The 26,727-nt window shown below is 60.8% G+C and carries 26 protein-coding genes; 11 read left to right on the top strand and 15 right to left on the bottom strand.

Going from position 1 to position 26,727, the window contains the following annotated elements:
• Nucleotides 1–26: 26 nt before the first annotated feature.
• From AC1ROI_RS16440 to lnt, 4 genes are read left to right on the top strand one after another with little or no spacing between them, the layout of a single operon-like run.
• Nucleotides 27–1,031 (top strand): PhoH family protein, encoded by a 1,005-nt coding sequence (locus tag AC1ROI_RS16440; protein ID WP_010467382.1) that lies wholly within the window; start codon nt 27–29, stop codon nt 1,029–1,031.
• The gene (ybeY, locus tag AC1ROI_RS16435; protein ID WP_102594332.1) at nt 1,024–1,518 is read left to right on the top strand and encodes an rRNA maturation RNase YbeY; all 495 of its coding nucleotides are present in this window, start codon (nt 1,024–1,026) and stop codon (nt 1,516–1,518) included. The genes AC1ROI_RS16440 and ybeY overlap by 8 nt, the downstream gene beginning before the upstream one ends.
• A 5-nt stretch (nt 1,519–1,523) precedes the next feature.
• A complete protein-coding gene (locus tag AC1ROI_RS16430; RefSeq protein ID WP_010467380.1) occupies nt 1,524–2,363 on the top strand; it encodes a CorC family transporter in 840 nt (279 codons plus the stop codon).
• A gap of 14 nt (nt 2,364–2,377) precedes the next feature.
• Nucleotides 2,378–3,901: an apolipoprotein N-acyltransferase gene (lnt, locus tag AC1ROI_RS16425; RefSeq protein ID WP_102594333.1), complete on the top strand. Its 1,524-nt coding sequence runs from the start codon at nt 2,378–2,380 to the stop codon at nt 3,899–3,901.
• Nucleotides 3,902–4,041: 140 nt separating this feature from the next.
• Here the strand turns inward: lnt and AC1ROI_RS16420 are convergent, their stop codons facing one another.
• Both AC1ROI_RS16420 and AC1ROI_RS16415 read right to left on the bottom strand, forming a co-directional pair.
• Nucleotides 4,042–4,800: a YdcF family protein gene (locus AC1ROI_RS16420; protein ID WP_010467378.1), complete on the bottom strand. Its 759-nt coding sequence runs from the start codon at nt 4,798–4,800 to the stop codon at nt 4,042–4,044.
• A gap of 104 nt (nt 4,801–4,904) precedes the next feature.
• Nucleotides 4,905–5,225, bottom strand: a complete 321-nt coding sequence (locus tag AC1ROI_RS16415) for a hypothetical protein (RefSeq protein WP_010467377.1) — start codon at nt 5,223–5,225, stop codon at nt 4,905–4,907.
• Nucleotides 5,226–5,504: 279 nt separating this feature from the next.
• On the opposite strand from AC1ROI_RS16415, the gene leuS reads away from it, so the two are divergent.
• The 5 genes from leuS (at nt 5,505) to AC1ROI_RS16390 (ending at nt 11,643) form a co-directional block, all read left to right on the top strand.
• Complete coding sequence (leuS, locus tag AC1ROI_RS16410) at nt 5,505–8,111, top strand: leucine--tRNA ligase (protein WP_083375690.1); 2,607 nt, start codon at nt 5,505–5,507, stop codon at nt 8,109–8,111.
• A gap of 89 nt (nt 8,112–8,200) precedes the next feature.
• The gene (locus AC1ROI_RS16405; RefSeq protein ID WP_102594334.1) at nt 8,201–8,806 is read left to right on the top strand and encodes an LPS-assembly lipoprotein LptE; all 606 of its coding nucleotides are present in this window, start codon (nt 8,201–8,203) and stop codon (nt 8,804–8,806) included.
• 39 nt (nt 8,807–8,845) lie between these two features.
• Entirely contained in the window at nt 8,846–9,883 is a 1,038-nt protein-coding gene (holA, locus tag AC1ROI_RS16400; protein ID WP_010467374.1) for a DNA polymerase III subunit delta, read from the top strand.
• 210 nt (nt 9,884–10,093) lie between these two features.
• The gene (arfA, locus tag AC1ROI_RS16395; protein WP_003176285.1) at nt 10,094–10,258 is read left to right on the top strand and encodes an alternative ribosome rescue factor ArfA; all 165 of its coding nucleotides are present in this window, start codon (nt 10,094–10,096) and stop codon (nt 10,256–10,258) included.
• A 62-nt stretch (nt 10,259–10,320) separates the two neighbouring features.
• Entirely contained in the window at nt 10,321–11,643 is a 1,323-nt protein-coding gene (locus tag AC1ROI_RS16390; RefSeq protein WP_010467373.1) for a lytic murein transglycosylase, read from the top strand.
• A 93-nt stretch (nt 11,644–11,736) separates the two neighbouring features.
• Here the strand turns inward: AC1ROI_RS16390 and AC1ROI_RS16385 are convergent, their stop codons facing one another.
• The 13 genes from AC1ROI_RS16385 to AC1ROI_RS16325 form a co-directional block, all read right to left on the bottom strand.
• Nucleotides 11,737–12,687 (bottom strand): S66 peptidase family protein, encoded by a 951-nt coding sequence (locus tag AC1ROI_RS16385; protein ID WP_102594335.1) that lies wholly within the window; start codon nt 12,685–12,687, stop codon nt 11,737–11,739.
• Nucleotides 12,688–12,849: 162 nt separating this feature from the next.
• Nucleotides 12,850–13,875, bottom strand: a complete 1,026-nt coding sequence (gene lipA / locus AC1ROI_RS16380; protein ID WP_102594336.1) for a lipoyl synthase — start codon at nt 13,873–13,875, stop codon at nt 12,850–12,852.
• 1 nt (nt 13,876) lies between these two features.
• Nucleotides 13,877–14,524 carry a lipoyl(octanoyl) transferase LipB gene (gene lipB / locus AC1ROI_RS16375; RefSeq protein WP_010467370.1) on the bottom strand — a complete coding sequence of 216 codons (648 nt, stop codon included), beginning with the start codon at nt 14,522–14,524 and terminating at the stop codon, nt 13,877–13,879.
• Nucleotides 14,524–14,799: a DUF493 domain-containing protein gene (locus AC1ROI_RS16370; protein ID WP_010467369.1), complete on the bottom strand. Its 276-nt coding sequence runs from the start codon at nt 14,797–14,799 to the stop codon at nt 14,524–14,526. Before AC1ROI_RS16370 ends, lipB begins: the two co-directional genes overlap by 1 nt.
• 80 nt (nt 14,800–14,879) lie before the next feature.
• Complete coding sequence (locus AC1ROI_RS16365; protein ID WP_010467368.1) at nt 14,880–16,037, bottom strand: D-alanyl-D-alanine carboxypeptidase family protein; 1,158 nt, start codon at nt 16,035–16,037, stop codon at nt 14,880–14,882.
• 181 nt (nt 16,038–16,218) lie between these two features.
• The gene (locus AC1ROI_RS16360; RefSeq protein WP_102594337.1) at nt 16,219–17,229 is read right to left on the bottom strand and encodes a septal ring lytic transglycosylase RlpA family protein; all 1,011 of its coding nucleotides are present in this window, start codon (nt 17,227–17,229) and stop codon (nt 16,219–16,221) included.
• Nucleotides 17,229–18,239 carry a lytic murein transglycosylase B gene (gene mltB / locus AC1ROI_RS16355; protein WP_010467366.1) on the bottom strand — a complete coding sequence of 337 codons (1,011 nt, stop codon included), beginning with the start codon at nt 18,237–18,239 and terminating at the stop codon, nt 17,229–17,231. The genes AC1ROI_RS16360 and mltB overlap by 1 nt, the downstream gene beginning before the upstream one ends.
• Nucleotides 18,240–18,256: 17 nt before the next feature.
• Nucleotides 18,257–19,360: a rod shape-determining protein RodA gene (gene rodA, locus AC1ROI_RS16350; RefSeq protein ID WP_049870746.1), complete on the bottom strand. Its 1,104-nt coding sequence runs from the start codon at nt 19,358–19,360 to the stop codon at nt 18,257–18,259.
• 31 nt (nt 19,361–19,391) lie between these two features.
• Nucleotides 19,392–21,287, bottom strand: a complete 1,896-nt coding sequence (gene mrdA / locus AC1ROI_RS16345; RefSeq protein WP_010467364.1) for a penicillin-binding protein 2 — start codon at nt 21,285–21,287, stop codon at nt 19,392–19,394.
• Between the two features lie 10 nt (nt 21,288–21,297).
• Nucleotides 21,298–21,765, bottom strand: a complete 468-nt coding sequence (rlmH, locus tag AC1ROI_RS16340; RefSeq protein WP_007937439.1) for a 23S rRNA (pseudouridine(1915)-N(3))-methyltransferase RlmH — start codon at nt 21,763–21,765, stop codon at nt 21,298–21,300.
• Nucleotides 21,766–21,774: 9 nt separating this feature from the next.
• On the bottom strand, nt 21,775–22,269 hold the full coding sequence (rsfS, locus tag AC1ROI_RS16335; RefSeq protein ID WP_010467363.1) for a ribosome silencing factor: 495 nt from the start codon (nt 22,267–22,269) through the stop codon (nt 21,775–21,777).
• Nucleotides 22,270–22,342: 73 nt separating this feature from the next.
• Nucleotides 22,343–23,032 carry a nicotinate-nucleotide adenylyltransferase gene (gene nadD, locus AC1ROI_RS16330; protein ID WP_169858290.1) on the bottom strand — a complete coding sequence of 230 codons (690 nt, stop codon included), beginning with the start codon at nt 23,030–23,032 and terminating at the stop codon, nt 22,343–22,345.
• 1 nt (nt 23,033) lies between these two features.
• A complete protein-coding gene (locus AC1ROI_RS16325) occupies nt 23,034–24,305 on the bottom strand; it encodes a glutamate-5-semialdehyde dehydrogenase (protein ID WP_102594339.1) in 1,272 nt (423 codons plus the stop codon).
• A gap of 189 nt (nt 24,306–24,494) precedes the next feature.
• On the opposite strand from AC1ROI_RS16325, the gene AC1ROI_RS16320 reads away from it, so the two are divergent.
• Both AC1ROI_RS16320 and AC1ROI_RS16315 read left to right on the top strand, forming a co-directional pair.
• Nucleotides 24,495–25,193: a DNA-3-methyladenine glycosylase gene (locus AC1ROI_RS16320; RefSeq protein ID WP_102594340.1), complete on the top strand. Its 699-nt coding sequence runs from the start codon at nt 24,495–24,497 to the stop codon at nt 25,191–25,193.
• 176 nt (nt 25,194–25,369) lie between these two features.
• Nucleotides 25,370–26,686 (top strand): bifunctional DedA family/phosphatase PAP2 family protein, encoded by a 1,317-nt coding sequence (locus AC1ROI_RS16315; protein WP_010467359.1) that lies wholly within the window; start codon nt 25,370–25,372, stop codon nt 26,684–26,686.
• Nucleotides 26,687–26,727: the final 41 nt, after the last annotated feature.

The following is a 26,727-nucleotide window of genomic DNA, read 5'->3' as shown; positions in this document are numbered from 1 at the left end:
TTGCCCCAGGGCGGCTAAATACGACCTTGAACGCACCCATAGAACCACATCGTTTTATCCTCGAGCCCTTTGAGGCCCGTCGCTTCGCCAATCTGTGCGGGCAATTCGACGAGCATCTGCGCTTGATCGAACAGCGCCTGACCATCGAGATCCGCAACCGCGGAAACCAGTTCGAGCTGATCGGCGAGCCCAAACACACCACCTCCGCGGAAAATCTGATTCGTCGTCTGTATCGGGAAACCAAAGGTACAGAGCTGTCGCCGGACACGGTTCACCTGTTCCTGCAGGAATCGGCCGTCGAAGAGCTGGACAACGTCTCCCCGTCCGAACCCTCCGTCGCCCTGCGCACCAAAAAAGGCATGATTCGCCCTCGCGGCTTGAATCAGCTGCGCTACGTGAAGGAAATCCTCGGTAACGACATCAATTTCGGCATCGGCCCGGCCGGTACCGGCAAGACCTATCTGGCCGTTGCCTGCGCGGTAGACGCGCTGGAACGCGAGCAGATTCGCCGCATCCTGCTGGTGCGTCCGGCGGTTGAAGCGGGCGAGAAGCTTGGCTTCCTGCCCGGCGACCTGTCGCAAAAGATCGACCCATACCTGCGCCCGCTCTACGACGCACTCTACGAGATGCTCGGCTTCGAACACGTCGCCAAGCTCATCGAACGCCAGGTGATCGAAGTTGCGCCACTGGCCTACATGCGCGGTCGTACGCTGAACAACAGTTTCATCATCCTCGACGAAAGCCAGAACACCACCGTCGAGCAGATGAAGATGTTCCTGACCCGAATCGGCTTCGGCTCCACGGCCGTCATCACCGGTGACATCACCCAGGTCGACCTGCCGAAAGGCACCAAGTCCGGGCTGCACCATGTGATTGAAGTACTCAAAGACGTGCCGGGTATCAGCTTCACCCATTTCATGCCCAAGGACGTTGTGCGCCATCCATTGGTGCAACGCATCGTCGAAGCCTACGAGCGCTTCGAGAATCGCGCGGCAGACGAAACACCAAAGGACAGTCGCCGCGATGCTTGAGCTTGATCTGCAACTGGCTACCCAGGCGCCTGCACCCAGCGAAGCCGAGTTCCGCCAATGGTGCGAACTGGCCCTGCGCCAGCGCACTGCCGACTCTGAAATGACCATTCGCCTGGTCGATGACGAAGAGGCCCGCGAGCTGAACCACACCTGGCGGCAAAAGAATTACGCCACCAACGTCCTGTCGTTTCCGGCCGATGTGCCTGACGAGTTTCTCGACATCCCGCTGCTGGGCGATCTGGTGATCTGCGTGGCCGTGGTCGAGCGCGAAGCCGCCGAACAGGGCAAGGAACTAAAGGCCCATTGGGCGCATCTGGTGATTCATGGCTGCTTGCATCTGCTGGGTTACGACCATATAGATGATGACGAAGCCGAAGAAATGGAAGCACTGGAACGAACGTTGCTTGCCGAGTTGGGCTTTCCCGACCCTTATGCGGACGACGAAACAGACACAACCCCTATCGTTACAACAAAGGATTCAGAGTAATCGCTATGAGCGAAGATCGATCGAGCAACGGGCAAAAGTCTTGGCTGGGTAAGCTCACCCAGGCTTTTGCCCACGAGCCGAAGAACCGCCAGGAGCTGCTGGAGCTGCTGCGCGACGCACACCAGAACAAACTGTTGGACAGCGAAGCGCTGGCCATCGTCGAAGGCGCCATCCAGGTCGCTGACCTGCAAGTACGGGACATCATGGTCCCGCGCTCGCAGATGATCAGCATCAAGGCGACCCAGACACCTCGCGAGTTCCTGCCTGCCGTGGTCGACTCGGCCCACTCCCGCTACCCGGTCATCGGCGAAAGCCACGATGATGTGATGGGCGTGTTGCTGGCCAAGGACTTGCTGCCGCTGATCCTCAAGGAGAACGGTGACAGCTTCAACATCAGGGACCTGCTGCGTCCGGCGACCTTCGTGCCCGAGTCCAAGCGCCTGAATGTGCTGCTGCGCGAGTTCCGCGCCAACCACAATCACATGGCCATCGTCATTGACGAATACGGCGGTGTGGCAGGCCTGGTGACCATTGAAGATGTGCTGGAACAGATCGTCGGCGACATCGAAGACGAGCACGACGTCGAAGAAGACAGCTACATCAAGCCGCTGCCCAGCGGTGACTTCCTGATCAAGGCCCTGACGCCGATCGAGAACTTCAACGAGTTCTTCGACAGCGAATTCTCCGACGACGAGTTCGACACCGTTGGCGGCCTGGTGATGAGCGCGTTCGGACACTTGCCAAAACGCAACGAAATCACTGAAATCGGTCCATATCGCTTCCGCATCCTGAACGCCGACAGCCGTCGGATTCACTTGCTGCGCCTGACCCCTATCGCCCGATAAATCCAAGGATTGAAATGCATCGTATGACCCGCCCCGGCTGGCCCGGTAACCTGCTGGCCGTGGCGGCCGGTGCACTCACCACCCTGGCCCTGGCGCCGTTCGATATCTGGCCGTTGGCATTGCTGGCGGTCGGGTTCTTCTATGCCGGCTTGCGCGAACTGAGTCCCCGCCAGGCCCTGGGCCGTGGCTGGTGTTTCGGTTTTGGCTTGTTTGGCGCGGGTACCAGCTGGATCTATTACAGCATTCACCACTTCGGCGGCGCGTCAGTGCTGCTGGCCGGTTTCCTGATGCTGATCTTCACGGCCGCGATTGCCTGGTTCTTCGCCCTGCCCGCCTGGATCTGGGCGCGCTGGCTGCGTCGTAACGAAGCGCCGCTGGCCGATGCCTTGGCGTTTGCCGCGCTGTGGGTTGGCCAGGAAGCTTTTCGTGGCTGGTTTCTCACCGGTTTCCCATGGCTCTATTCCGGTTACAGCCAGCTCGACGGCCCATTGGCGGGGCTCGCACCCGTCGGCGGAATGTGGCTGATTTCCTTCACCCTGGCCCTGACGGCGGCGCTGATCTATAACGCCATGCGCCTGGTGCGCACGGGCCGTAAAGGTTTCATCGCCGCCGGCGTATTGCTGCTGGTCGGCCCCTGGGTGGCCGGCATGGCGCTGAAGGAACACGCCTGGACCAGCCCGGCGGGCCCGGCGCTGAGCGTTGCCGCCCTTCAGGGCAATATCGAACAAAGCATGAAGTGGGACCCGGCGCAGCTCAACGCGCAGCTGGCGCTGTACCGCGACATGAGTTTCAGCTCCAAACGGGTCGACCTGCTGATCTGGCCGGAAACAGCCGTCCCGGTGCTCAAGGAGTCCGCCGAGGGATACCTGAACATGATGGGGAATTTCGCCGCCGAGCGTAAATCTGCGCTGATTACCGGCGTACCGATCCGTCAGGAAGTCCGACACGAGAAGCGCTTCTTCAACGGCATCACCGTCCTCGGTGAAGGCGACGGCACTTATCTCAAGCAGAAGCTGGTGCCGTTTGGCGAATATGTTCCGTTGCAGGAAGTACTGCGTGGGCTGATCGCGTTCTTCGACCTGCCGATGTCCGACTTTGCCCGTGGCCCGGCTGACCAGCCGATGCTGCAAGCCAAGGGTTATCAGATCGCGCCGTTCATCTGCTACGAAGTGGTCTACCCGGAATTCGCCGCCAGCCTGGCGGCCCGCAGTGAATTGCTGCTGACCATCAGCAACGACACCTGGTTCGGCACCTCCATCGGCCCACTGCAACATTTGCAGATGGCGCAGATGCGCGCACTGGAGGCAGGCCGCTGGATGATCCGCGCCACCAACAACGGCGTCACCGGCCTGATCAACCCGTTCGGGCAGATCACGGTGCAGATCCCGCAGTTCGAACGCGGCATCCTGTACGGCGAAGTCGTGCCAATGCATAACCTGACGCCTTACCTGCAATGGCGCTCGTGGCCGCTGATCATCGTTTGTGTGTTGTTGTTTGGCTGGGCACTGGTGGCGAGCCGGATGGCCAAGACCGTCTGACTCTGGCGAGGGAGCATGCTCCCGCTCGGCTGCGCAGCAGCCGCAATACCGGTTAATGCGCTTTGTCAGCCAGAAATGGATTAGCCGGACTCAGGGCTGCTTCGCAGCCCGGCGGGAGCATGCTCCCTCGCCACAGGTCATCAGTAAAACATTGAATACCCGATCTGCCCCACCGCCTCATTCAACAATTGCCCGCTCTGCCAGATCGACTTGAACTCCGGCATCCAGCCGCCCAGTGGCCGGGCGTTGTCCACGCCTAAAAAGCCCACCGGTGCCGGCACCACTTCAAATCCCGCCTGCTGAAAGCTCCAGACTGATCGCGGCATGTGCCAGGCCTGCGTCACCACCACCACCCGTTTGATTCCCTGCGGCAGCAACACCTCGGCGCTGAACTGCGCGTTCTCCCACGTCGTGCGGCTGCGCCCTTCCTGCCAGCGCACGGTGACGCCAAAATCATCAAGCAATGAATCCGCCATCAACTTCGCTTCGGTCGGCGGCGTACCGTAATGCAGGCCACCGCTGGTAAGAATGGGCAACCCGGAGGCCTTGGCCAGGCGTGCCGCATACCGTTCGCGCTCAAGACCTACGCCCGTCGGCTGATCAGCCCCCCAGGCAATATCGCCCCGCTCACGCCCCGAACCCAACACCACAATCGCATCCGCACGCTGACTCAGGGTGGCCCATTCCTCGCGCGCCAGTGGCGGCTCACTTTCCAGGGCCTTGGCGCCCCACTGCACCACCACCGGCAAACTCATTAACAGGAAGCCGCCGAACCCCAAGGCAAAGCACACACCCGCAAGCCGCGGCCTTGAGCGGCGCAACCACCACGCGAGCATCAACAGCAGCAAAAGAATGCCGGGAGGCAACAGAAGTTGTTTCACGAAATAACGAAAAGGCATCGAGCATCTCCATAAGATGCCCGAAGCCTAAGTGGGTTGACGCAATGCGACAACAAATGCGGAAGGACTATGCTTTAAAAAACATGGGTAATGGCTTGCAGCCGTTATTTGAATTGCAGAGACCGGACCTTTTCCGCGTCCCTGCCAGGTGCCTTGTCCTTGAGCCAGATGATCTTGGCCGAACGTGGTGCGTCGAGTTGCTTCACTGCTGCAGACAAGCATCCGTGCGTCTCACGTTCACTGCGATCCAGATAGGCTTTGACCAGTGCAAACTCTGCGGGGCTCAAACCACGCAGTTCCAGCTCCAGGGGACGCTCATCGCGTAGCCGGTCAGCGGTTTTTGCAGCGTCCAGGGCCATCCCCAGACGATCGATCAGTCTTTCGTACAGCTGCGGTTTCGTGACTTTTTGCTGTGACTCAACCATCCCTCACCTCATTGAAGATAAGACTCGCTCCCCATTTAGAGCTTAGCTTCCATGAACAAACCGGCTGGATGCCGCGACCAACGGCCCTCGCGGCAGTTTTCGCAAGACGCGCGGCAGTAATCAGGGTTTCCCTCGGTAGAGTGCGGTCATGTATGCTACGGCGCTTCCTGTAACTCCACTTCCAGCTCGTTCGGGCACTGAAACGTCGATTTGGCGTCGTCACCGTCCAGCGTTGCATTGAAGAGGATTAGGCCACCCCTATTCAGTTCAAAAGTAGCCATGCACGAACAATATCAGCCCCGTGAAATCGAAGCCGCCGCCCAATCGTTCTGGGACGAGCAAAAGTCCTTTGAAGTCAGTGAACAGCCAGGCAAGGAGACGTTCTACTGCCTGTCGATGTTCCCTTACCCCAGCGGCAAGCTACACATGGGGCACGTGCGCAACTACACCATCGGCGACGTGATCTCCCGCTACCAGCGCATGCAAGGCAAGAACGTCCTGCAACCCATGGGTTGGGACGCCTTCGGCATGCCGGCGGAAAACGCCGCGATGAAGAACAACGTAGCGCCCGCCAAGTGGACCTACGAAAACATCGCCTACATGAAAACCCAGCTGCGCAGCCTGGGCCTCGCGGTGGACTGGTCTCGCGAAGTCACCACCTGCAAGCCTGATTACTACCGCTGGGAACAATGGCTGTTCACTCGCCTGTTCGAAAAAGGCGTGATCTACAAGAAAAGCGGCACCGTGAACTGGGACCCGGTCGACCAGACCGTCCTGGCCAACGAACAGGTGATCGACGGTCGCGGCTGGCGTTCCGGCGCGCTGATCGAAAAGCGCGAAATCCCGATGTACTACTTCAAGATCACCGCCTACGCGGATGAGCTGCTGGAGAGCCTCGACGAACTGACGGGCTGGCCTGAACAGGTCAAGACCATGCAGCGCAACTGGATCGGCAAATCCCGCGGCATGGAAGTGCAGTTCCCGTACCACGTCGATTCCATCGGTGAAACCGGCGCGCTGAAAGTCTTCACCACCCGTCCAGACACCCTGATGGGCGCGACTTACGTCGCCGTGGCCGCCGAACACCCGCTGGCCACCCTGGCCGCGCAGAACAACCCTGAGCTGCAAGCGTTCATCGCTGAATGCAAAGGCGGCAGCGTTGCCGAAGCCGACGTCGCCACCCAAGAGAAAAAAGGCCTGCCGACCTCGCTGTTCGTCGAGCACCCGCTGACCGGTGAGAAGCTCCCGGTGTGGGTCGCCAACTATGTGCTGATGCACTACGGCGATGGCGCGGTGATGGCGGTTCCGGCTCACGACGAACGTGATTTCGAGTTCGCCACCAAGTACAACCTGCCGATCAAGTCCGTGGTGCGCACAAGTGCAGGTGATACCAACCCGGCTCCATGGCAGGACGCTTACGGCGAGCACGGCACGCTGATCAACTCCGGCGAGTTCGACGGCCTCGACTTCGCTGGCGCGTTCGACGCCATTGAAGTGGCGCTGATCAAGAAAAACCTCGGTGCCTCGCGCACCCAGTTCCGCCTGCGCGACTGGGGCATCAGCCGTCAGCGCTACTGGGGCTGCCCGATTCCGATCATCCACTGCACCACCTGCGGTGATGTGCCGGTCCCGGAAGATCAACTGCCTGTGGTACTGCCGGAAGACGTGGTGCCGGACGGCGCGGGCTCGCCATTGGCGCGCATGCCTGAGTTCTACGAGTGCGCTTGCCCGAAATGTGGCGCACCGGCCAAGCGTGAAACCGACACCATGGACACCTTCGTCGAGTCCTCGTGGTACTACGCCCGTTACGCCTCGCCACACTATGAAGGCGGTCTGGTTGAAAAATCGGCGGCTGACCACTGGTTGCCGGTGGATCAGTACATCGGCGGTATCGAACATGCCATTCTTCACCTGCTGTACGCGCGTTTCTTCCACAAGTTGATGCGCGACGAAGGCCTGGTGAGCTCCAACGAGCCGTTCAAGAACCTGCTGACCCAGGGGATGGTGATCGCCGAGACTTACTACCGTCGTGAAGCCAACGGCGCCTACACCTGGTTCAACCCGGCGGACGTCGAACTTGAACGCGACAGCAAGGCCAAGGTCATCAGCGCCAAGCTGATTGCAGACGGTCTGCCGGTGGAAATCGGCGGCACCGAGAAGATGGCCAAGTCGAAGAACAACGGCGTCGACCCACAGTCGATGATCGACCAGTTCGGCGCCGACACCTGCCGTCTGTTCATGATGTTCGCCTCGCCCCCTGACATGAGCGCGGAATGGTCCGACTCTGGCGTCGAGGGTTCGCACCGTTTCCTCAAGCGCGTCTGGCGCCTGGCTCAAGCCCATGTCACTCAGGGTTTGCCGGGCAAACTGGACGTCGCCAGCCTGAACGACGAGCAGAAAGCCATTCGTCGTTCGATCCACCTGGCCATCAAGCAGGCCAGCCACGACGTCGGCCAGAACCACAAATTCAACACCGCCATCGCCCAGGTGATGACGCTGATGAACGTGCTGGAAAAAGCCGCACAAGGCACCGAACAGGATCGCGCACTGGTTCACGAAGGTCTGGAAGCCGTGACGTTGCTGCTGGCTCCGATCACCCCGCACATCAGCCACGAGCTGTGGCATCAACTGGGTCACGCTGGCCCGGTGATCGACGCCGGTTGGCCGGTGGTGGACGAAACCGCGCTGGTGCAGGACAGCCTGACGCTGGTCATCCAGGTCAACGGCAAGCTGCGCGGCCAGATCGAAATGCCGGCGACCGCGACTCGCGAAGAAGTCGAAGCCGCTGCCCGGGTCAACGAGAACGTGCTGCGCTTCGTCGACGGCCTGACTATTCGTAAAGTGATTGTAGTGCCCGGGAAACTGGTCAATATCGTCGCCAGCTAAAATTGGATCAGGCGCCAGGTGAGCCTGGCGCCGAGTAAAACCTTTCGGGCCGCACGATCGGCCCACATGGTTTCAAGGGGAGCAACAAGATGATCAAACGCAATTTGCTGGTGATGGGCCTCGCGGTCCTGTTGAGCGCCTGCGGGTTCCAGCTGCGCGGCACCGGCACCAATGAAATGGCGATCAGGGAGCTCGATCTGAGCGCCCGCAACGCCTACGGCGAAACCGTGACGCAATTGCGTCAGGTACTGCAAAGCAGCGGCGTCAAGGTTTACGCCGGAGCGCCGTACAAGCTTGTGTTGACGGATGAGCAGGAAAGCCAGCGCATCCTCAGCTACGCCGGTGCCGGCCGTACTGGCGAGTATCAGGTGAGCACCGTGCTGAGCTACGACATCCGGGGTGCGCAAGGCCTGCCGCTGCTGAGCGACAAGCTCGAAGTGCAGAAGATGTTCATCCACGACGGCAACAACCTGGTGGGTTCCGACCAGGAAGCCAATACGGCTCGCACAGAAACCCGTCGCGAGTTGGTTCAACGCATGATGCTGCGCCTGTCACAACTCACGCCGACTCAGTTGGATCAGTTGCAACAGACCGCCGACGCCAAGGCAAAAGCCGAAGCCCAGGCACTGGAAGCGGCGCAGAAAGCTGAAGCGGAAACCCCGCGTCAGTCGCCTATCGAAATCCCGCAGCAATAAGACTTACGGGGCGCCCAGGCGCCCCGTTCGCCCTTTCTTATGAAACTCGCCCCCGCCCAACTCGCCAAACACCTGCAAGGTGCCCTCGCGCCGGTCTACGTCATCAGCGGCGATGACCCGTTGCTGTGCCAGGAAGCCGCCGACGCCATTCGTGCCGCCGCTCGCCAACAGGGTTTCGACGAACGCCAGGTCTTCGCCGCCGACGCCAGTTTCGACTGGGGGACGTTGCTGCAAGCCGGTGCAAGCATGTCGCTGTTCGCTGAAAAGCGCCTGCTGGAGCTGCGGTTGCCATCCGGCAAACCCGGTGACAAAGGCGCCGCTGCCTTCATCGAGTACTGCTCGCGCCCGGCCGAAGACACGGTGCTGCTGATCAGCCTGCCCAAGCTGGATGGCAGTGCACAGAAGACCAAGTGGGGCAAGGCGCTGGTCGAAGGGCAGCAGACGCAGTTCGTGCAGATCTGGCCGGTGGATGCCAACCAGTTGCCCAGCTGGATTCGTCAACGGTTGTCCCAGGCCGGGCTTTCCGCCAGCCAGGACGCCGTGGAACTGATTGCCGCGCGGGTCGAGGGCAACCTGCTGGCCGCCGCCCAGGAAATCGAAAAACTCAAGCTGATGGCCGAAGGTGGACAGATCACCGTCGAAACCGTGCAAGCAGCAGTGGCCGACAGTGCGCGCTTCGATGTGTTTGGCCTGACCGACGCGATTCTCAACGGCGAAGCCGCCCATGCCCTGCGCATCCTCGAAGGGTTGCGGGGTGAAGGCGTCGAGCCACCGGTGATTCTCTGGGCGCTGGCCCGGGAGCTGCGTCTGCTGGCCAACCTTTCGCTGCAATACAGCCAGGGTGTGCCGCTGGACAAAGCCTTCAGCCAGGCTCGACCGCCGGTCTGGGACAAGCGCAAACCGCTGATGAGCAAAGCCCTGCAACGCTATCCGGCGCAACGCTGGGCGCAGTTGTTGCTGGAAGCGCAGCGGATTGATGCGCAGATCAAGGGTCAGGCTGCCGGGTCGCCTTGGATGAGTTTGAGTCGGTTGTCGTTGTTGATGGCAGGCCAGAGATTGTCGCTACCCGCCGAGTGAGCTTTCCGAACGCATAACGGCCATTCGCGGGCAAGCCCCGCTCCTACAGGCCTCAGTCGGCCCATCATTATGTGTACGACTCCAACCTGTAGGAGCGAGGCTTGCCCGCGAACGCATCCGAAAGGTCCTACGCAATGTGGGGACTAGACAGAACCCCAACTTCAGCAGATTATTTCCCCCGCAAAACCCACTCAATCGAGAGATCTGATCATGAGCAAAAAGCCATCCAAGCATGGCCCCAACAAGGCCAAATCCATCATCGCCCAGCCACTGTTCCGCAGCCGTCAGGAACGAGCCGGCAAGGGCAAAGGCAGCTACCGCCGCGAAGCCTTCCAGTCTAATAGCTGGGAGGCTTCTTACTTTCTGGCGGCCTGAAAGGCAAGCCATCGCTCAACATGTTAAGGTCTGCACCTGATTCGTATTCCCTGGACCTGTGCATGCCCCTTTGTATTTCCCGTCGTTGGCCCCTGCGCCAACTGATCGCTGCCTCCAGCCTCATTTTGCTTGTCGCCTGCGCGGAAAAACCGACCGCCGCCGACGCCCAGCCGCTTCAGACCCTTCCCGTATCGACAGCCCCTGCGGTCATTCCGCCCGTGGTGCCGACCGGTGAAAACCTCGACCTCCAGCCCACCCAGACCTTCGCCGAATGGCAGGCGGGTTTCCGCAAAGACGCGCTAACCGCCGGCATCCGCGCCGATCTGTTCGACCGCGCCTTCGCCAATGTCAGCCTCGACACCAGCGTGATCCGTGCCGATCGCAGCCAACCCGAGTTCTCCCGCCCGGTGTGGGAATACCTCGATGGCGCCCTGTCGCCGCTGCGGGTACGCAAAGGTCAGGCGCTGGTCGGCCAATACGCTGACATTCTGCAAAGCATCGAGCAGCGCTACGGCGTTGATCGCCAGGCCTTGGTGTCGGTGTGGGGCATGGAGAGTAATTTCGGGCAGTTCCAGGGCAACAAGTCAGTGATCAACTCCCTGGCGACCCTGGCCTACGAAGGCCGGCGTCCGGGCTTTGCTCATGCGCAACTGATCGCCGCCCTGCAAATCCTGCAACAAGGCGATATCGAACCGGAGAAAATGCTCGGTTCCTGGGCCGGCGCCATGGGTCAGACCCAGTTCATCCCGACCACCTACAACACCCACGCCGTGGATTTCGACGGTGACGGCCGCCGCGACATCTGGGGCAGCCCGGCCGATGCGCTGGCCTCGACGGCGCACTATCTGCAAAGCTCCGGCTGGCAGAAAGGTCAACCGTGGGGCTTTGAAGTGCAGCTACCAGGCAGTTTCAACTACGTCCTGGCCGACGGCACGATTCGCAAGAGCGTCGCCGAATGGCAACAGTTGGGGGTCTCGCTGCCTAATGGCGCCCAGGTTCCGGCAGGTTCCGAACACCTGTCCGCCGCCCTGCTGCTGCCGGCCGGTTATCGTGGCCCGGCGTTCCTGGTGCTCGACAACTTCCGCGCAATCCTCAAGTACAACAACTCGTCGTCTTATGCATTGGCGGTGAGCCTGTTGTCCGAGCGCTTCAGTGGTGGCGGCCTGATCAACGGCACCTGGCCAAAAGATGACTTGCCGTTGAGCCGCACTGAGCGAATCGAACTGCAAAGCCTGCTGAGTGCGCAGAATTACGATGCGGGCACTGCTGACGGGATCATCGGCGCGAACACTCGCAAAGCGATCCGCAGTGCACAACAGTCGTTTGGCTGGCCGGCGGATGGGTATCCGACGCACAAGTTGCTTGAAGGCCTGCGTAACCGCTAAAAAGCTTCGCGGGCAAGCCTCGCTCCTACGGGATCACACTATCCTGTAGGAGAGAGATTTGCCCGCGAAGACTTACTGACAGGCGCTATCGCACTACCGCTTGACGACCACATCCTGTTCCAACACCAATTCCTTCTTCCCCGCATCCAGCCGAACCAGCGCGCCCATCGGCAACGTCAGGTTCGGATCGCAATGCCCGCTGCGCCACCCTGCCAACACCGGTATCCGCAACGGCTCGAACGTCTGCTTGAGCAACCGCTCCAGCGCAACCGTATCAACCCCCGCCACATCGCCCACCAGCACGCCGCGCAACTTGCCCAGCGTGCCGGCCAGGCGCAGATGAGTCAGCAAGCGGTCGATGCGATACAGCGGTTCGTTGATGTCCTCAATGAAAAGAATGACGCCTTCAGCCTCCATCTCAAATGGCGTGCCCATGGTTGCGGCAATCATCGACAGATTGCCCCCCAGCAACCGCCCGTGAGCGATGCCGGGCTCGATCGTGGTCAGCGGCCAGGCCACCGGGTGCGAAAGCACACTGCCCGCCTTCACCTGCCCTCTGAGTATGTTGAAAAACGAAGACTCGGTCGGTTTTTGCTTTTCGCCCAGCAAATCGGCATTAAGCAGCGGACCATGAAAGGTCACAAAACCGGCGTAACGGCTGATCGCCAGGTGCAGCGCAGTGATGTCGCTGTAGCCGATAAACGGCTTGGCGTTGTTTTGCAGCAATTCGAAATCGATGCGATCGAGCAGACGCGGCGTACCGTAACCGCCCCGCAGGCAAATGATCGCGTCGACTTCCGTGTCGGCGAACGCGGCGTGCAAGTCATTGAGCCGCACGTCGTCGCTGCCGGCCAGGTAGCCATCCTGTTCGTACACCCCGGGAAATATCCGCAGCGCATAACCGCGAGCGCGCATCCAGGCAACGGCTTTATCGGTGTCCAGCCCGGCAGGCCCGGCGGGCGCAATCACGCCGATCAGCCCTTCCGAGGGCAAGGCCGGAACGGCTGAGTGAGGAAACAGCGTGTGGGTCGGTCGAACAGTCATCCATGAATCTCCCTGCGTGAAAAGCTTCAGCACACAGTAGTCAGGAACGGGGACAAACAGAAGAGGATCAATCGCCCCGCAGGTTGCAGGAAAAGACGGTTGCGGCCGTAGGCACGGCCAACAAAAACGCCCGCAAGGCTGAAAAGCCTTGCGGGCGCTTTATTACAGAGACAACATCAATTCAGCTTTGACCAGCTTCGCCTGCTCGTCGGCGTGGTACGAGGAACGCACCAACGGGCCGGAAGCGACGTTTTTGAAGCCCATTTTGTAGCCTTCCTCGGCGAACCAGGCGAAGGTATCCGGATGCACAAAACGCTCCACCGGCAAGTGACTGCGCGACGGTTGCAGGTATTGGCCCAGTGTCAGCATGTCGATGTCGTGTTCGCGCATGCGCTTCATGACTTCGATGACTTCTTCGTCGGTTTCGCCCAGACCCAGCATCAGGCCGGACTTGGTCGGAATGTGCGGCATCATCTGCTTGAAGCGTTGCAGCAGGGTCAGCGACCACTGGTAATCCGAACCCGGACGCGCAGCCTTGTACAGGCGCGGCACGGTTTCCAGGTTGTGGTTGAACACATCCGGTGGCTCGGCGGCGGTGATTTCCAGCGCAACGTCCATGCGGCCACGGTAGTCCGGGACCAGAGTTTCGAGCTGCACGTTCGGCGACAGTTTGCGGATCTCGCGGATGCAGTCGGCAAAGTGCTGGGCACCGCCGTCACGCAGGTCGTCGCGGTCGACCGAGGTGATCACCACGTACTTGAGTTTCAGGTCGGCGATGGCGATGGCCAGGCTTTCCGGCTCATTGACGTCCAGAGGCTTCGGACGACCGTGGCCAACGTCACAGAACGGGCAGCGACGGGTGCAGATGTCGCCCATGATCATGAAGGTCGCAGTGCCGCCGGAGAAGCACTCGCCGAGGTTCGGGCAGGACGCCTCTTCGCACACGCTGTGCAGCTTGTGTTTGCGAAGCAGGGCCTTGATGCGGTCGACTTCCGGCGAAACCGGGATGCGCACGCGGATCCAGTCAGGTTTTTTCGGCAGTTCGGTGGTCGGAATGATCTTTACCGGGATACGTGCAACCTTCTCGGCGCCGCGCAGCTTGACGCCGGCTTCAACCTTGGCACGCGGGGCCGGACGCTCGGTAACATCCAGCGTCGGGATCATGGTTTGCACTGCATCAGTAGTCATATCAGTCGATTCCGCCCGTTAGGGTCGTCTGCTCAGCATAGTCGAGGTGTTTGACGAGCTGCGCGCGCAGCCGGGCACTTACCTCGGCAAATTCAATCGATCCTGCGTGATCGCTCAGCTGGGTCATCGCCAGCCCAGCGTAGCCGCAGGGATTAATCCGTCGAAACGGTTCCAGGTTCATGTCCACGTTCAGGGCCAGGCCATGAAAGGAACAACCGTGGCGGATCCGCAGACCCAGGGAGGCGATTTTCGCCCCATTGACATAGACACCCGGCGCATCAGGCTTGGCCGCTGCGGTCACGCCATAGCTGGCCAGCAGCTCGATCAGGCAGTGTTCCATGCGGGTGACCAGGTCACGCACGCCGAAACCCAGTTTGCGCACGTCGAGCAACAGGTAGGCCACCAACTGGCCGGGACCGTGGTAAGTCACCTGACCACCGCGATCGACCTGCACCACCGGGATATCCCCCGGCAGCAGCAAGTGCTCGGCCTTGCCGGCCTGGCCCTGGGTGAACACCGGCGGGTGTTCGACCAGCCAGATCTCGTCCGCGGCATTGCTGCCGCGTTCGTTGGTGAAGCGTTGCATGGCATGCCAGACCGGCTCGTAAGCCATCTGGCCGAGCTCGCGAAAGCCCAGCGTGCCAGACATCACAGCACCATGTGCACGAAACCGGTAGCCCGCAGTTCGCTGTTGATGTCGTACAGCTGGTCTTGACCGGTGGCGATGATGTGCAACTGGATGGTGGTGTACTTGCCGTTGCTGCTCTGGCGTTCGTCCACCCTTTCATCGTTGATCGTTGCGTGCTTCTTAACGATATCGATGATCTTTTGCTTGATGTCCACAATGGTGTCGCCGATCACTTTGATCGGGTAATCATTGGAAGGAAATTCGATCTTTGGCGCCTTTACTTCGGTATCTGTCATGGCGTAACGGCCTCGTAAGCCGTGGCAACGGACATGGCCCCGCTCCGGATTGGAACGGGGCCATGCAAGTCCACACTAATTCAGTTGAACAAGCCGTAGAAGAATAGACGGATGCTATCCCACATGCGGCGGAAGATACCACCCTCCTCGACAGCGTCCAGGGCGATCAGGTCGGCGCTATGCACCACTTTGTCGTCCAGTTTCACTTCGACTTTACCGATTACGTCGCCCTTGGCGATAGGCGCAACCAGTTGCGGGTTCATGGTCATGCTGGCGGCGAGCTTTTTCAGCTGGCCTTTTGGCAGGGTCATGGTCAGGTCTTCAGCCAGGCCGGCCTTGACTTGATTGGTGCTGCCTTTCCAGACAGGGGCCTGAGCCAGCTCGGCGCCTTTCTGATAGAAGGTCTGGGTTTCGAAGAAGCGGAAACCGTAGGTCAGCAGCTTCTGGGTTTCAGAAGCACGGGCCACTTCGCTGTTGGTGCCGAACACCACGGCGATCAGGCGCATGCCATCACGTACGGCCGAAGACACCATGCAGTAGCCGGCTTCGTCGGTGTGACCGGTTTTCAGACCGTCGACGGTCTTGTCACGCCACAGCAGCAGGTTGCGGTTAGGCTGCTTGATGCCGTTCCAGAAGAACTCTTTCTGCGAGTAGATCGCATAGTGAGCCGGGTCTTCGTGGATGATCGCGCGAGCCAGCACCGCCATGTCGTGAGCCGACGAGTAGTGCTCAGGGTTCGGCAGACCGGTCGGGTTCATGAAGTGGCTGTTGGTCATGCCCAGATCGGCCACGGTTTTGTTCATCATGTCGGCGAACGCGTCTTCGCTGCCGGCGATGTGCTCGGCGAGCGCAACACTGGCGTCGTTACCCGACTGGATGATGATGCCGTGCAGCAGGTCGCTGACAGTGACTTGCGAACCCACCTTGATGAACATCCGCGAACCGCCGGTACGCCAGGCGTTTTCGCTGACGGTCACCGGATCGTTTTCACCGATCTGGCCACGACGGATTTCCAGGGTCGCGATGTACGCGGTCATCAGCTTGGTCAGGCTGGCCGGTGGCAGACGCTGGTCACCGTTGTTCTCGACCAGCACGTTGCCGCTGCTGGCGTCCATGAGTACGTAGGATTTAGCGGCCAGTTGTGGTGGCGACGGCATCATCTCGACCGCGAACGCGGCAGGCGAGAGGAGCAGCGGGACTAGCAGACACAGGCGTTTGGCAAAGGTGGTGATGTTCATCCGTCTCTCGAAATCGCTAATGGAAACTGCCCGAAGGCAAAACTAATCAGATGGCCTTCTAACGGGCCATCGCGTGTTCAGTTGCTCACTCAGAACCCTTGCCGGGCTTTTGTTCTTCAACGAGCCAACAACCAGGTCCACCCCCCAAACCGCAAGCGAACCGTCAATCAAGTACTACGTATTATTCGGCGGTGACCACGCTCGGCGAACCGAGATTGGCCAGGCGCACACTGTTCTGCACTTGCTGGATTTCACCCGGCGAACCGATCGGCCCCAGGCGCACCCGATGCAGCGTCTGTTGATTACGCACGATCGAGCTGATGAACACCGGAGCGCTCACCATCCCGCTGAGCTTCGATCTCAGGAGTTCGGCAGCGTCCGGGTTGGCGAACGCGCCCACCTGCAGATACTGGCCAGAGGCTGGTACAGAAGCGTTTTTTTTTGCATCAATCTGCACGGGCACCACGGCTGCCGCGTGTTGCTGCGGCGGTGGCGTCCATTGCTCGACGGTGCCCGCCGAAGCGGTAATCGTCGGCGCGGCATTTTGCGCTACCTGCGGTTCGTTGAGCATCAAAGGCGCCGGACGGCCCTTTTGTGCCCACCACTGTTGCGGATCGATACCCTCGACTTTCACCCGTGCGGTGCCGGTTTCGGCGTAACCGAGTTTTTTCGCGGCGGCGTAGGACAAGTCGATGATGCGGTCCGAGTAGAACGGCCCGCGGTCGTTGACCCGCAGGATCACGGTCTTGTGGTTGTCCAGGTTGGTCACCCGGACGTAACTTGGCAGTGGCAATGTCTTGTGGGCGGCACTCATGCCGTACAGGTCGTACACCTCGCCATTGGCGGTGTTCTGACCGTGGAATTTGGTGCCGTACCAGGACGCCGTGCCCGAGGCGACGTAGGTCTTGGATTCTTGCAGCGGAAAGTAAGTCTTGCCCAGCACGGTGTAAGGATTGGCTTTGTAAGGACCGGAGTGCAGGGTCGGCGTGGCATCCGGGATGCGCGATACGTCGACGTCCCACCATGGCGCGCCGTCTTTGTGCGCCCGGTTGATGTCCAGGCCAGGCGTTGCGCGCACGGCCGTTGAAGGCTTTTGCGTCGGCGCGCGGCTGGTCGAACAACTGGCGACCAGCACCGCCAACGCGGCGAATGCCATCAGCTTCAGGGGTTTATTCATAGGCAATGCCCGCATTACTTGACGCCCCGTGCTTGGACCAGCTGTTCAGACAGTTGATGTACCGCCATGGCGTACATCACGCTGCGGTTATATCGCGTGATTGCGTAAAAATTCTTCAGGCCCATCCAGTACTCCGGGCCATTGTCACCTTCCAGGCGGAAAGCCGTGACCGGCATATCATCGCGCAGCGCATCATGACTCGACCAGCCCAAGGCTCGCAACTCCCCGACCGTTTTAGTCGGCTCGATGCCCGTCGTCAAACCTTCATCCACTTGCTCGCCACGCACATCCGCGCGACTGACCACCGGCTCGCCGGCGACCCAGCCGTGACGCTTGAAATAACTGGCGACGCTGCCGATGGCATCGTCCGGGTTGGTCCAGATATTAATGTGGCCGTCACCGTCGAAGTCCACCGCATAGGCGCGAAAGCTGCTCGGCATGAACTGCGGCAAACCCATGGCGCCGGCGTAAGAGCCTTTGAGGGTCAGCGGATCGACCTGCTCCTCACGGGCCAGCAACAGGAACTCACGCAACTCCTTGCGGAAGAATTCGGCACGGGGAGGATAGTCGAAACCCAGGGTCGACAAAGCGTCGATTACCCGGAAATTGCCGGTATTGCGGCCGAAAAAGGTCTCAACCCCGATGATCGAGACGATAACCTGAGCCGGCACGCCATATTCCTGCTCGGCACGGGCCAGTACCGCTTCGTGCTGACGCCAGAAGTCCACACCACGGGCGATGCGCGCGTCGGTGATGAACATCGGGCGATATTCGTTCCACTGCTTGACCCGCTCGGCGGGTTTCGAGATCGCGTCCAGAATCGACTGCTTGCGCTCGGCTTCGCGGAACACGCCCATCAGCTGTTCACCGGCAAAACCGTAGTCGCGGGTCATTTCACCGACGAATTCGGCCACCTGGGGTGAACCTTCGTAATCGCCGGCCAACGCGTCCTGCGTTGTGCCAAGGATGCTTACCAGGCCGACCCATGGCGCGTATCGAGTCGCCCAGCCGCGCATTACTTGCATTGACATCTTCACCTTATTCAAACCTGTGCGATCCACTTACGATGGGTATGGATCGACATCAAAACCCCAAACGCTGACAGCAGCGTCACCAGCGAAGTTCCTCCGTAGCTAATGAACGGCAACGGCACCCCCACGACCGGCAACAGGCCACTGACCATACCGATGTTGACGAAAACGTAAACAAAAAACGTCATGGTCAGGCTGCCCGCGAGCAATTTGCCGAACAATGTCTGGGCCTGGGCGGTTATCACCAGCCCACGACCGATCAACAACAGGTAAATCAACAGCAGTGCGCAGATGCCCACCAGGCCGAATTCTTCGCCCATCACCGCAATAATGAAGTCGGTGTGGCTTTCCGGCAGGAAGTCCAAGTGCGACTGAGTACCGAGCAGCCAGCCTTTGCCGAACACGCCGCCGGAACCGATGGCGGCTTTCGACTGAATGATGTTCCAGCCGGTGCCGAGCGGATCGCTCTCGGGATCAAGGAACGTCAGGACGCGCTGCTTCTGGTAGTCGTGCATCACGAAGTACCACATGGCCACAGACACCGGCACGGCGGCAGCAATCACGCTGAGAATCCAGCGCCAGCGCAACCCGCCCATGAACAAGACGAAGGCGCCACCGGCGAGAATCAGCAGCGAAGTGCCGAGGTCCGGCTGACGCACGATCAGGATGAAGGGCAAGCCGATCAGGAACAGACTGACCCCCACATGCTTGAGCTGCGGCGGCAAGGTGCGTTTGGACAAGTACCAGGCGATGGTCGCCGGCATCAGGATCTTCATGAACTCCGAAGGCTGGAAACGGATCACCCCCGGGATGTTGATCCAGCGCGTGGCGCCCATGGCGTTGTGGCCCATGACGTCCACCACCACCAGCAACAGCACGCCGATCACGTAACCGACCGGCACCCAACGCGCCATGAATCGCGGCTCGAACTGGGCGATGACGATCATCGACACCAGGCCGATGCCGAACGAAGTGGCTTGCTTGGCCAGCAGGTCCCAGCTCTTGCCACTGGCCGAATACAGCACGAACAGACTGCCGGCGGCGAGGGTCAGCAACAGGATCAGCAACGGGCCGTCGATGTGCATGCGTTGCAACAGCGTCGCACGGCGACGCATCACATCCTCACTGGAGAGAATGCGATCGAAATTACTCTTCACGGGCCGTAGCCTCCGCACTGATAGGGCTGGCGTATTCGGCCTTCAACCGACCGTCCTGGTCCAGAAGCCAGGCGTCCATGATCTGACGCACCACAGGCGCTGCGACGCCGGAACCGGACTCGCCGTTCTCGACCATCACCGACACCACGATTTGCGGGTTGTCAGCCGGTGCGAAGCCGACGAACAAGGCGTGGTCACGATGGCGCTCCTGAACCTTGGAGCGGTCGTACTTCTCACCCTGCTTGATCGCGACCACCTGGGCCGTACCACTTTTGCCCGCGATGCGGTATTGCGCACCGATCGCCGCTTTGCGCGCCGTACCCCGGGCACCGTGCATCACCTGCTGCATGCCATGGTTGACCTTGGTCCAGTCGGACGGGTCGCGCAGGATGATGTCCGGCATCGGGTTGTCATCCTTCGGCCGCTCGCCTTCGACGGTCTTGGCCAGGTGCGGACGGTTCCAGACACCCTTGCTCGCGACCAGCGCTGTGGCTTGGGCCAATTGCAAGGGCGTTGATTGCATGTAGCCCTGACCAATCCCGAGAATCAGCGTTTCGCCCGGGAACCAGGCCTGACGCCGGGTTGCACGCTTCCACTCACGTGTTGGCATCAGCCCCGGCGACTCCTCGAACATGTCCAGCGAAACCTTCTGGCCGATACCGAACTTGCTCATATACGCCGACAGCCGATCGATCCCCAGTTTGTGAGCCAGATCGTAGAAATAGGTGTCGTTGGACCGCATGATCGCCGTGTCGAGGTCCACGTAGCCGTCACCGGTACGGTTCCAGTTACGGTATTTGTGGTCATAGTTGGGCAGCTGGTAGTAGCCGGGGTCGTACACCCGACTTGATGCAGTCACGACACCGGCATCCAGGCCGGCAATCGCCACCGCCGGCTTGATGGTCGAACCCGGCGGGTACAAACCGCGCAGCACGCGGTTGAACAGCGGCCGGTCGATGGAATCGCGCAGTTCGGCATAGGCCTTGAAGCTGATGCCGGTGACGAACAGGTTCGGATCGAAACTCGGCGCACTGACCATCGCCAGCACCTCGCCGGTTTTCGGATCGAGCGCCACCACGGCGCCACGACGACCGCCAAGTGCGGCTTCGGCGGCTTCTTGCAATTTGATGTCCAGGCTCAGGACGATGTCCTTGCCGGGAATCGGATCGGTACGCTTGAGTACGCGCAATACGCGGCCGCGAGCGTTGGTTTCGACTTCTTCGTAGCCCACCTGACCGTGCAGCTCCGGCTCGTAGAAACGCTCGATGCCGGTTTTGCCGATGTGATGCGTGCCGCTGTAATTGACCGGATCGAGAGACTTCAGCTCTTTCTCGTTGATCCGCCCCATGTAACCCACCGAGTGCGCAAAGTGCGGGCCCTGCGGGTAGTGACGCACCAACTGCGCGACCACTTCCACGCCCGGCAGACGGAACTGATTCACCGCGATACGGGCGATCTGTTCCTCAGACAGCTCGAACAGGATCGGCACCGGCTCGAAAGGACGACGCCCCTGACGCATGCGCTTCTCGAAAATCACCCGGTCCTCGGGCGTCAGCTCCAGCACTTCGACGATCACGTCGAGCACTTGCTGCCAGTCACCGGACCGTTCGCGGGTCATGCTCAGGCTGAAGCTGGGCCGGTTATCGGCCACCACCACGCCATTGCGGTCGAAGATCAACCCGCGGGTCGGCGGAATCGGCTGTACGTGGACGCGGTTGTTTTCCGACAGGGTCGAGTGGTACTCGTACTGAATCACCTGGAGGAAATACAGCCGCGCGATCAGCACGCAGATCAGCAACACCACCGCAATAGCCCCGAACACGACGCGGCCACGCACCAGACGGGCGTCTTTTTCGTGGTCCTTGATGCGGATCGGCTGGGGCATGAGGGCAGAACTACTTGTGGTAAGGGTGGCCGGACAGAACTGTCCAGGCACGATACAGCTGTTCACCGATCAGAATCCGCACCAGCGGGTGCGGCAACGTCAACGGCGACAACGACCAGCGCTGATCGGCCCGCGCACAGACTTCCGGCGCCAGCCCTTCGGGGCCGCCGACCATGAAGTTCACCGTGCGCGAGTCCAGCCGCCAGCGATCGAGCTCGACCGCCAACTGCTCGGTGCTCCAAGGCTTGCCGTGGACTTCCAGGGTCACAACACGCTCATTCGGCCCGACCTTGGCCAGCATGGCTTCGCCTTCCTGACGGATGAAGCGCGCCACGTCGGCGTTCTTGCCACGGGTGTTGAGCGGTATTTCCACCAGTTCCAGCGCCAGCTCGGACGGAAGACGCTTGGCATATTCATGCCAGCCTTCTTCCACCCACTTGGGCATGCGGGAGCCGACGGCGATCAGTCGCAGTCGCACAGCGGTCCCTTATTGCTGGTCTTTGTTGAGCTTGACGAAGTGCTCATGGGTGTTTTCCGGGCTGTGGTGAGCCGCGTTCAGAGCACGGCTCTGCTCTGCACCGGACCACAGACGCTCGAGGTCGTAAAACTGACGAGCCGAGGCGGTCATCATGTGCACGATGACATCATCCATATCCAGCAGCACCCAGTCGCTGTCGCCCTTGCCTTCTTCACCCAGTGGCTTGACGCCCAGGGCTTTGACGGCTTCGCGAACCTTGTCCAGCATCGCGCCGATCTGGCGGTTGGAGGTACCGGTCGCGATGATCATGTAGTCAGTGATGCTCTGCTTTTCACGAACGTCGATGACCTGGATGTCCTGGCCCTTCACGTCTTCCAGGGCGGCTACGGCCACCTTGACCAGCTCGTCACCTTTCAGAGGTTCAGTGGTGAGAACCGGCTCAGGCAGCGGGGCGCTTTTGAACGTGCCTTTGCGCTTTACTTTAGTTACGTCTTTGTTCGTCATATAAAACTCGTTTTGCTCGTATGTTCGGGCGCTTCAATACACGTCATTACGTGCCTGGAAGCGTGCCCTCTTTTCAGTTCGACGCACGGTAGAGACCGTGCGCATCGATGTAGGCCAGGACCGCGTCGGGCACCAGGAAACGTACCGACTTACCGCTGGCCAGCAGTTGACGGATCTGGGTGGCGGATACCGCGAGCGGCGTCTGCCAGACGAATGCAATCTGTCCGCTCGGCCCTTTGAGGGCCAGCGGGTCGCTCACCGAGCGTGCCGCCAACAGATTGCGCAAGGCATCCGGCGGTTCGCTGTCGGCATCCGGGCGTTGCAGCACCAGGATGTGGCAATGCTGGAGCAACTCTTCCCAGCGGTGCCAAGTGGGCAGGCCGCAAAATGCGTCCCAGCCCAAAAGTAGAAAAACCTGGTCAGAGGCGGCCAGTTCGGCGCGCATCAGTTCCAGGGTGTCGATGGTGTAGGACGGTTTGTCCCGCTGCAATTCGCGGGCGTCCACCACCAACGGCGCCACACCGGCCACCGCGCACTCGACCATCGCCAGACGGTCCTTTGCCGACACCTGCGGCGTACCGCGATGCGGCGGCCTGGCACTGGGTGTCAGGCGTAACTCATCGAGCGACAGCGACTCGGCGACTTCCAGCGCACCGCGCAAATGGCCGATATGCACCGGGTCGAACGTCCCGCCCAGCACGCCAATGCGTCTTGGCGCAGGCTCGCTGGCAGTTTGCGGTGCTGACGGTTTGAGGTCGCCCAAGTCAGACCGACGCCTGGCCGCGCAACTGGCCATCACCGACCACGATGTACTTCTCGCAGGTCAGACCTTCGAGACCCACCGGGCCGCGGGCGTGCAGCTTATCAGTAGAAATGCCAATCTCGGCACCCAATCCGTATTCAAAGCCATCGGCGAAGCAGGTCGGCGTGTTGATCATCACCGATGACGAATCGACCTCCGCCACAAAACGCCGGGTGTCGGCGAGGTTTTCGCTGACGATCGAGTCGGTGTGATGCGAACCGTACTGATTGATGTGTTCGATCGCCTGGTCCAGCCCGTCAACGACGCGGATCGAAAGAATCGGCGCCAGGTATTCGGTGCTCCAGTCTTCTTCGCTGGCCGCCACGGCATCGATGATCGCCCGGGTACGTTCGCAACCGCGCAGTTCGACGCCTTTTTCGCGGAACTGTGCAGCCATCGACGGCAGGAAATCCTTGGCAACGGCTTGATCCACCAGCAGCGTCTCCATCGCACCGCAGATGCCGTAACGGTAAGTCTTGGCATTGAAGGCGATGCGCTGGGCTTTCGGCAGATCGGCGTGGGCGCTGACGTAGACGTGGCAGATGCCGTCCAGATGTTTGATCACCGGCACGCGGGCATCGCGGCTGACGCGTTCGATCAGGCCACGGCCACCACGGGGCACGATGACGTCGACGTATTCCGGCATGGTGATCAACGCGCCAACGGCCGCACGATCGGTGGTTTCGACCACTTGCACCACGGCAGCCGGCAGCTCGGCTTCGGCCAGGCCGCGCTGGATGCAGGCGGCAATGGCGCGATTGGAATTGATTGCCTCGGAACCGCCACGCAGGATCGTCGCATTGCCCGACTTCAGGCAAAGGCTCGCGGCGTCGATGGTTACGTTCGGCCGGGATTCGTAGATGATCCCGATCACGCCCAACGGCACGCGCATCTTGCCGACCTGGATGCCCGACGGCCGGAAACTCATGTCGCGAATCGCGCCAACCGGGTCCGGAAGTGCCGCCACCTGACGCAAACCGACGATCATGCCGTCGATGCGCTCCGGGGTCAGCGCCAGACGCTCAAGCAATGCCGGTTCAAGACCATTGGCGCGGCCTGCGGCCAAATCCAGTTCATTGGCAGCCGTCAGCTCGGCGCGTGCAGCGTCCAGCGCATTGGCAGCCGCCTGCAACGCGCGGTTCTTCTGCGCAGTGCTGGCACGGCCAATGACGCGAGAAGCCTCGCGGGCGGCGCGACCCAGGCGGGTCATATAGTCAAGAACGGACTCAGTCATGGTCTGTGGGGGTCTTTGCTAAGGTCTTGGTAAAGAGTAAAGCGGCAGATTATAGCTGTCGCGTCCCGGGACTAACAGCGGTGACGGGCGGATGGTCGAAATGGAGGGCAATTTGCCGACGTTCAGCCGGGATTAAGCTGCACATTGTTATCATCACGACTCAATCAGCCTTGATAAACACCGTTCATCATGTCCAACCTGACTGTTCGAGCGTCCGCTGCACGCCTGCCCATGGGGCTCCCGGACGCATTTTTTGACCGCGATGCGCAAACCCTGGCCCGGGATTTACTGGGCAAGGTCATCCGTCATAGGGTCGGCGACCTGTGGCTGAGCGCCCGGATTATCGAAACCGAAGCCTATTACTGCGAAGAAAAAGGCAGCCACGCGTCCCTCGGCTACACAGAAAAGCGTAAGGCTTTGTTTCTGGATGGCGGGCACATCTATATGTATTACGCCCGCGGCGGTGATTCCCTGAACTTCAGCGCCCATGGGCCGGGCAACGCGGTGCTGATCAAATCTGCCTATCCGTGGGTCGACGAGCTAAGCGGGCCGGCGAGCCTGGCGCAGATGCTGTTGAACAATCCCGACGCCCAGGGTCGTCCTCGCCCGACGCAAAAGCTCTGCGCCGGGCAGACGTTGTTGTGCAAGTCGCTGGGGTTGAAGGTGCCCGTCTGGGATGCCAAGCGTTTTGACCATGATGTGTTGCTGGTCGAAGACGTCGGCCCGGCGCCTGCTCACATCATCCAGACCACGCGCTTGGGCATTCCCCACGGACGCGACGAACATTTGATGTATCGCTTCGTCGATGCGGCTTACGCGCCATATTGCACGCGGAACCCGCTGCGACGGGGACAGGTCGAAGGTCGCGATTATTTTTTGCTGACTTGAAGATGGAAAATCCCTGTGGGAGCGAGCCTGATCGCGATAGCAAGTATCAGGCGACATCGGTTTCGAATGTCCGTCCGCTATCGCGAGCAGGCTCGCTCCTACAGGGGACTTGTGGTGCCTGGAAGGTTGCGTGCGCGCCTTTCGAGCCCAATTGAACATCAGAGGGAGTTGTTTTTATGGGCCCATGGCTCGATAGCGTGACCGGTTGGCTGGCGGCTAACCCGCAATGGCTGGCCGCGGCGGTGTTCATCGTGGCATTCGTGGAGTGCCTGGCGATTGCCGGGCTGATTGTGCCCGGCACAGTGTTGCTGTTCGCCGTGGCGGTACTGGCCGGCAGCGGGGCGCTGTCATTGAGCGAAACGCTATTGCTGGGATTTACCGCTGGCGTTCTGGGCGACATCGTTTCGTACTTCATCGGTCGACATTTCCACCAGAATATCCGGCGCCTGCCGGGGTTACGCCACCATCCGGAATGGATCGCCGGCGCCGAGGCGTATTTCCAGCGATACGGTATTGCCAGCCTGTTGGTCGGACGTTTTATCGGCCCGCTACGCCCGATGCTGCCGATGGTTGCCGGGATGTTCGACATGCCGTTCCCGCGTTTCGCCGCTGTCAGTTTGCTGGCCGCCGCGGGCTGGAGCGTCGCGTACTTGCTGCCTGGCTGGGCCACGGGCGCAGCGATTCGCTTGCCATTGCCCGACGGGTTCTGGCCTGAGGCAGGGATCGTCGCCGGCAGCATTGCGGTAATGATCGGCTTGAGCGTAACCAGCAGCCTGCGCCGCCATCGCCACGCCACCGCCTATATAGCCGGCCTCGGCCTGTTAATTCTGGCAGGGCTGTTTATCGGCTACCCGCACCTGACCGCGCTCGACCAAGGCGTGATGACCCTGGTGCAGGAACATCGCAGCCCGATGCTCGATGAACTGGCCGTCACCTTCACGCTGATCGGCGAATTCCGCAACATGCTGGTGTTCAGCGCCCTGCTGACCGGCTTGCTGTTGCTCACCCGGCAGTGGCGCCAGGCGATTTTCGCCGGTGGCACCCTGCTCTTCACCGCGCTCGGCAACACGTTCACCAAACAATTTTTCGCCCGCGTGCGCCCGGAAGTACTGAGCGATCCACTGACCAGCTACAGCATGCCCAGCGGCCATGCATCGGGCGCCTTCGCGTTGTTCCTGACCCTCGCCGTGCTGGCCGGTCGCGGTCAGCCGCCGCGGATGCGCCTGACCTGGTTGCTGCTGGGTTGTTTGCCGGCCCTGACAATCGCCCTGTCCCGGGTGTACCTGGGCGCACATTGGCCAACGGATATATTGGCCGGCGCGATGCTGGCGGCGTGCGTGTGTGCCGCCAGCTTGTGGCTGAGCCAGCGCCAGACACCGCTCAATGCCATGCCACCCAAGATCTGGTGGCTGGTATTGCCGGCGATGGTGGCGTTGTTCGGGTTCTTTGCATTGCGACATTTGCCGAATGCAATGTTGAGATATGCGTATTAGGCTGTTGCCTGATGAGGTACACGCCATCAGCTTGCAAAACT

The organism is Pseudomonas sp. GW823-FHT02C02, assembly GCF_058797635.1.
The sequence above is the reverse complement of the archived record's forward strand: the minus strand, read 5'-3'. Positions and strand labels throughout refer to the sequence as shown.